At 28.2% G+C, this 6,625-nt stretch carries 7 protein-coding genes; all 7 read left to right on the top strand.

Annotated features, from left to right (window positions below; genetic code table 11):
• The coding region (pyrE, locus tag J7G74_RS16035) for an orotate phosphoribosyltransferase (RefSeq protein ID WP_297137200.1) at window positions 1-431 on the top strand (431 nt) is incomplete at its 5' end.
• 231 nt (window positions 432-662) lie between these two features.
• Window positions 663-1,538: a DNA-3-methyladenine glycosylase family protein gene (locus J7G74_RS16030; protein ID WP_297137197.1), complete on the top strand. Its 876-nt coding sequence runs from the start codon at window positions 663-665 to the stop codon at window positions 1,536-1,538.
• A gap of 30 nt (window positions 1,539-1,568) precedes the next feature.
• Window positions 1,569-3,047 carry a cardiolipin synthase gene (gene cls / locus J7G74_RS16025; RefSeq protein WP_297137194.1) on the top strand — a complete coding sequence of 493 codons (1,479 nt, stop codon included), beginning with the start codon at window positions 1,569-1,571 and terminating at the stop codon, window positions 3,045-3,047.
• 267 nt (window positions 3,048-3,314) lie between these two features.
• Window positions 3,315-3,599, top strand: a complete 285-nt coding sequence (groES, locus tag J7G74_RS16020) for a co-chaperone GroES (protein ID WP_297137191.1) — start codon at window positions 3,315-3,317, stop codon at window positions 3,597-3,599.
• Between the two features lie 19 nt (window positions 3,600-3,618).
• Complete coding sequence (gene groL, locus J7G74_RS16015) at window positions 3,619-5,238, top strand: chaperonin GroEL (RefSeq protein WP_297137188.1); 1,620 nt, start codon at window positions 3,619-3,621, stop codon at window positions 5,236-5,238.
• A gap of 252 nt (window positions 5,239-5,490) precedes the next feature.
• Window positions 5,491-6,234, top strand: a complete 744-nt coding sequence (gene larB, locus J7G74_RS16010; RefSeq protein WP_297137186.1) for a nickel pincer cofactor biosynthesis protein LarB — start codon at window positions 5,491-5,493, stop codon at window positions 6,232-6,234.
• Between the two features lie 20 nt (window positions 6,235-6,254).
• On the top strand, window positions 6,255-6,625 hold a 371-nt coding region (larC, locus tag J7G74_RS16005), incomplete at its 3' end, for a nickel insertion protein (protein WP_297137183.1).

The raw sequence follows: 6,625 nt of genomic DNA, 5'->3' as shown, positions 1-6,625 counted from the left end.
TTGTTGAACAAATAAAAGATTTAGATATAGATTTAGTAGTTGGTCCAGCTATGGGTGGTGTAATAGTTTCTTATGAATTAGGAAGACAATTAGGAAAAGAAACAGTATTCACTGAAAGAAAAGATGGGGTAATGGAGCTTAGAAGAGGTTTCGAAGTTAAAAAAGGAGCTAAAATAATAATAGCTGAAGATGTTGTTACAACAGGTAAATCAACAATAGAAACTAAAAAAGCTTTAGAGGCTCTTGGCGGTGAGGTAATAGGTGTTGCTTGTATAGCCAATAGAACTAATGATGATATAGGAATGCCAATATATAGTGCTATAAAATTAGAGATAGAAGTTCATGAAGCTGATGAATGTCCTCTTTGCAAAGAAGGTAAAATAGAACTTGTTAAACCAGGTAGTAGAGAGTTTAAAGAATTAGGAATGTAATTATTTAAAAAGTATTTAGAGAATATATTATCTAAATACTTTTTTTAATTGTAAGGAATTTTTATCTATAAAGAATGTTTTAATTATTAAGTTTTTAGAAGTATAATTTTTTCATAGTAAATTAGTTTGCACTAATATTTAAATAGGTATATATAATAATAAATTTAGAATATATTAATAAAAAAAATAAAATAATAACATATAGATGGAGTTTAGAAAGGATAATAAATAATGAGGATAACAGAAGAAAATAATAAGATTATATTAGAAGGAATAAGTGATTTTGAACCTAAACATGTATTTGATTGTGGTCAATGTTTCAGATGGTTAAGAGAAGAAGATGGATCATATACAGGTGTAGTTCAAAGTAAGGTTATAAATGTAAAAAAAGAAAATAATCTAATAATATTAGATAACACTAATAAAGAAGATTTTGAAAATATATGGTTTGATTACTTTGACCTAGGAAGAGATTATAAAGAAATAAAAGATAAATTAAAAGTTATGGATGAACATTTAGATAAAGCCACAGAATTTGGTGATGGAATAAGGATTTTACAACAAGATGGATGGGAAATGCTTGTATCATTTATAATATCAGCAAATAATAGGATTCCAATGATTCAAAGGGCAATAAATAATTTATCGGAGAGATATGGAAAATATATAGGAGAATATAAAGGCAAAAAATATTATGCATTTCCTACACCACAGGATTTAAAAAATGTATCTGTAGAAGATATAAGAGCATGTCAGACTGGATTTAGGGATAAGTACATAAAAGGTGTAGTTGATTATGTAAATGAAAATAATGAAGATATATTATCTTATAGAAAATTAAATACGGATGAGTGTGTTAAAGCATTAGTCAAATTTAATGGAGTAGGCCCAAAAGTTGCAGATTGTATTGCTTTATTTGGTATGCAAAAATATGATACTTTCCCAGTTGATGTTTGGGTAAAGAGGGTTATGGAAGAGTTTTATGTAGAGGATAACTTAAGCTTACCTAAGATTAGGAAATTTGCTTTAGAAAAATTCGGAGATTTATCAGGTTTCGCACAACAATATTTGTTCTATTATGCAAGGGAGCTTGGAATAGGAAGATAATATCTTATATAAGGAGATGTAATAAATGATATGGTTTTAAAAGGTATTTTACTAATCTTTTATATATTAAGTATAGTGATTTCAATAAGATTAATATTAGAGAATAGGGATCCATCTAAAACTTTAGTATGGATACTGATTTTCATGTTGTTTCCAGGTATAGGTTTAGTTATTTATGCAGTTTTAGGTAGAAATATTAGGAAAATAAAAATTAATAAAACACATAAGTTAGCTAGTAACATGAAGAAAGAAAAGCTCTTATATAATTTTGATGAAATGCAAGAATTAGCTAAGTGTGAAAGTAAAATGATTAAGAATGGGAAATTACCTAATGACAATAAAAAAGATTATAGAGCATTAAGATTAATTAATTTACTTTTGAATACGGATATATTTCCTTTTACAATTAATAATCAGGTAAATGTCTACATAGATGGGAATGAGAAGTTTGATAATTTAATAAAAGATATAAAAAATGCCAAAGACCATATTCATTTAGAGTATTTCATAATAAAAGATAGTGATATTGGTCGTAGAATTAAAAAAGAGTTAATTAAAAAAGCTAAAGAAGGAATAAAAGTTAGGATAATATATGATGATGTAGGATGCTGGAGATTTTGGTTTAATCGAAAATTTTTTAATGAAATGAGATCTTATGGAATAGAAATAAAACCATATTTAAAAGGTAAAATTGCAATACCTGTAGGTGGTCAGCTGAATTATCGAAATCATAGGAAAATAGTAGTTATAGATGGGATGATAGGATATACAGGTGGCATAAACATAGGTGATGAGTATGTAGGTAAAAATAAAAAGTTTGGATATTGGAGAGATACTCATATAAGAGTTGAAGGTACTTCTGTATATATGTTGCAAATGATATTTCTTACAGATTGGTACTATAATACTAAAGAAGTATTGTTATTTGATCAATTTTTTCCTAAATTAACCTATAGAGGCGATTGTATGATGCAAATTGTTGGTAGTGGACCTGATTCAGACTGGGAATCCATACATTATGCTTATTTTTATGCAATATGCCAAGCTAAAAAGAGTATTTATATAGAGACACCATATTTTATACCAGATGAAACCTTACTAAAAGCTCTTAAATGCGCTGTGCTTAGTGGTGTAGAATTAATAATTATTTTTCCTAAAATTGCTGATCATAAGATAGTAAACACTGCATCTTATTCATATTTTGAAGAAATATTAGAATCAGGAGGAAAAGTATATCTTTATAATAAAGGATTTTTACATTCTAAGGTTATGATAATTGATGACTTTATGGCATCTACTGGTTCTGCGAATATGGATTTAAGAAGTTTTAATTTAAATTTTGAAATCAATGCTTTCATTTATGATGAAGATATAATAAAAGAAATAAAAGATAATTTTTTTGATGATTTAAAAGATAGTGAGGAACTAGAAGTAGATAAATTTAAAAGTAGAAATAAGATACAACGATTTAAAGAATCTATTTCTAGGTTATTCTCTCCAATATTATAAAAATCAAGATTAGATAAAATATTATCTTTATTGGCCTAGTTATTTATAGGTTTAACTTTATAAATAACTAGGCTAAATTAATTTTACGAATAAAAATTAATAATTAAGATAAATCTTAATAATATACATAATAGTTTTAGAATAAAAATGAGTTGAAAATTTCATAAAAATGGTTTATTATTAACTTGTTAGCACTCTTACATATAGAGTGATAAAGAGTGAAATAATAAACTTAATAATATAATTCTATTTTAGGAGGGATAAATTATGAAAATAAGACCTTTAGCAGACAGAGTAGTAATAAAAAAAGTTGAAGCAGAAGAGAAAACTGCAAGTGGTATTATTTTACCAGGATCAGCAAAAGAGCAACCTCAAATGGCACAAGTAATAGAAGTTGGGCCAGGAGGATTTGTAGATGGTAATGAAGTTAAAATGGAAGTTGCTGTTGGGGATAAAGTAATATACTCTAAATATGCAGGTAATGAAGTTAAAATAGACGGAGAAGAATACATAATTTTAAGACAAAGTGATATATTAGCTGTTATTGAATAAATATTAGGAGGGTTAAAAGATGGCAAAGGATATTAAATTTGCAGAAGATACAAGAAGAGCATTAGAAATTGGTGTAAATAAATTAGCTGATACAGTTAAGGTAACTCTTGGACCAAAGGGAAGAAATGTTATACTAGACAAAATGTTTGGAGTACCTCTTATAACTAATGATGGTGTTACTATAGCAAAAGAAATAGAATTAGAAGATAGATTTGAAAACATGGGAGCTCAATTAGTTAAGCAAGTTGCAACTAAAACTAACGATGTAGCTGGAGATGGTACAACAACTGCCACAGTATTAGCTCAGGCTATAATAAGAGAAGGTTTAAAAAATGTTACAGCAGGTGCTAATCCAATTATATTAAGAAAAGGTATACAAAAAGCTGTTGATATAACAGTTGATGAATTAAAAAAACAATCTAGAACTATACAAACTCAAGAAGAGATAGCTCAAGTTGGTGCTGTATCTTCTGGGGATGATCAAATAGGTAAATTAATAGCAGAAGCTATGGAAGTAGTAGGAAAAGAGGGAGTTATAACTGTAGAAGAGTCTAAGACTATGAATACAGAATTAGAAACTGTTGAAGGTATGCAATTTGATAGAGGATTTGTTTCTGCATATATGGTAACAGATGTAGATAAGATGGAAGCAGTTTTACATGATCCTTATATACTTATAACAGATAAAAAAATATCTAATATACAAGAATTACTTCCAATATTAAACTCAATAGTTGAACAAGGTAAGAGATTATTAATAATAGCTGAAGATGTTGAAGGTGAAGCATTATCAACTTTAGTTCTTAATAAATTAAGAGGTGTTTGTGAAATTGTTGCTGTTAAAGCACCTGGATTTGGTGATAGAAGAAAAGAAATGCTTCAAGATATAGCTATACTTACAGGTGGTACTGTAATATCAGAAGAATTAGGATATGACTTAAAAGAAGCTGATTTAACTATGTTAGGAAGAGCTTCTTCTGTAAAAATACTTAAAGATAGTACTACAATAGTTGGTGGTAATGGAAATAAAAATGATATAGAAAATAGAGTTAATCAAATAAAACATTTAATAGGAGAAACATCTTCTGATTTCGATAAAGAAAAATTAATGGAAAGATTAGCTAAATTAGCTGGTGGAGTTGCAGTAGTTAAAGTTGGTGCAGCTACAGAAGTTGAAATGAAAGAAAAGAAACTTAGAATAGAAGATGCTTTAAATGCTACAAGAGCTGCTGTGGAAGAAGGTATAGTAGCTGGTGGTGGTACTGCTTTAGTAAGTGTTATACCAGTTGTAGATAAATTAATTGAAGAACTTGAAGGTGAAGAACAATTAGGTGCTAAGATAGTGAGAAAAGCATTAGAAGAGCCATTAAAACAAATAGCTATAAATGCTGGCCTTGAAGGTGCTGTAATAATACAAAATGTTATAAATGAAGAGCCTGAAGTTGGGTTTGATGCATTAAATGAAAAATATGTAAACATGATTGAAGCAGGTATAGTAGATCCTACTAAGGTTACTAGAAGTGCGTTACAAAATGCTGCATCAATAGCAGGAGTATTTTTAACAACAGAAGCAGCTGTAGCAGATATTCCTCAAGAGGAAAAACCACCTGTTGGAGCTGGAATGCCAGGAATGATGTAATTAAATATAAATATTTAGTAAAAGCGAACTCTTAAGGTTCGCTTTTATTTTAATTGTAAGGAAATTATATGTTATCTGTTTTGTAGATAATATATAAACTATTATTTTTATAAATTTAAAAATATGTTAAATATATGATCAGAACTTTATTATTTCATTAAAGATCTATTAAATTACAAATAACTATAATATAAAAAAATTATTACTTTATAATTGTATATAAAATAATAAAAGATATATAAGGGGATAATTATGGATTTAAAAAAATTATTAGAGGATGTAAAAGATAATAATTTAGATATAGATTCAGCACTAAAAAAATTAAAGGATTTACCTTTTGAGGACATTGGATATGCTAATATTGACCATCATAGAAAAATAAGAAATGGATATCCAGAGGTTATATATTGTGAAGGTAAAAGTGATGAACATATTTTAGGTATAATAGAAAAGATGAATGAAAAGGAAAGTAATATTCTTGGAACGAGATGCGATAAAGAAACTTTTGAAAAAATATCTAAAAAATACCCTCATGCTCAATACGATGAATTATCTAAGATACTAAAAATAGAAAATGAAAAAATTAATATGAACGGTAAGGGCACTATTTTAATTGTTACAGGTGGTACCTCTGATATACCTGTTGCTGATGAAGCATATCATACTGCTTTATTCTTAGGTAATAAGGTAGAAAGATTGTATGATGTAGGAGTAGCAGGAATTCATAGATTACTAAGTAAAAGGCATATACTTGAAAGTGCTAGGGTAATAATAGCTGTAGCAGGTATGGAAGGAGCACTACCAAGTGTGATTGGAGGTTTAGTCGATGTTCCTGTAATTGCCGTTCCAACATCTGTTGGTTATGGAGCTAATTTTGATGGGTTAGCGGCACTTTTAGCTATGCTAAATAGTTGCGCTTCTGGAATATCTGTAGTTAATATAAATAATGGATTTGGTGCAGGATACTTAGCATCTACCATAAATAAATTAAAATAATCATAATTAAGGGGTAATATATGAGTACGAAAATTTTATATTTTGACATTATAGGTGGGATATCAGGGGATATGACACTAGCTTCTCTTTTAGATTTAGGCATCCCTAAAGAAATTTTTTTAGAAGAATTAAGCAAGTTAAATATGGATAATGAATTTAGCATAGAAATTAGTGATGAATTTGAAAATGGAATTAAAGGCACAAAGGTTAAAGTTATAACTAAGGAGCAACATTGTCACAGGAATCTAATAGACATATACGAAATTATAGATAATAGTTCTTTGAATACAGATATAAAGGAAAAATCTAAAAAAGTATTTATGACTGTTGCGCAGGCTGAAGCAAAAGTTCATGGTACTACAATTGATAAAATACATTTTCATGAAGTAGG

The sequence above is a fragment of the Terrisporobacter sp. genome (genome assembly GCF_017888745.1).
In the GTDB taxonomy this organism is placed as follows: domain Bacteria; phylum Bacillota; class Clostridia; order Peptostreptococcales; family Peptostreptococcaceae; genus Terrisporobacter.
This window is presented reverse-complemented; position numbering and strand designations above follow the sequence as displayed.

Bases quoted from the DNA above. Each gene is read 5' to 3' on its own strand.
- cls (WP_297137194.1), top strand. From the start codon at position 1,569: ATGGTTTTAAAAGGTATTTTACTAATCTTTTATATATTAAGTATAGTG.
- groL (WP_297137188.1), top strand. From the start codon at position 3,619: ATGGCAAAGGATATTAAATTTGCAGAAGATACAAGAAGAGCATTAGAA.
- larB (WP_297137186.1), top strand. From the start codon at position 5,491: ATGGATTTAAAAAAATTATTAGAGGATGTAAAAGATAATAATTTAGAT.
- groES (WP_297137191.1), top strand. From the start codon at position 3,315: ATGAAAATAAGACCTTTAGCAGACAGAGTAGTAATAAAAAAAGTTGAA.
- J7G74_RS16030 (WP_297137197.1), top strand. From the start codon at position 663: ATGAGGATAACAGAAGAAAATAATAAGATTATATTAGAAGGAATAAGT.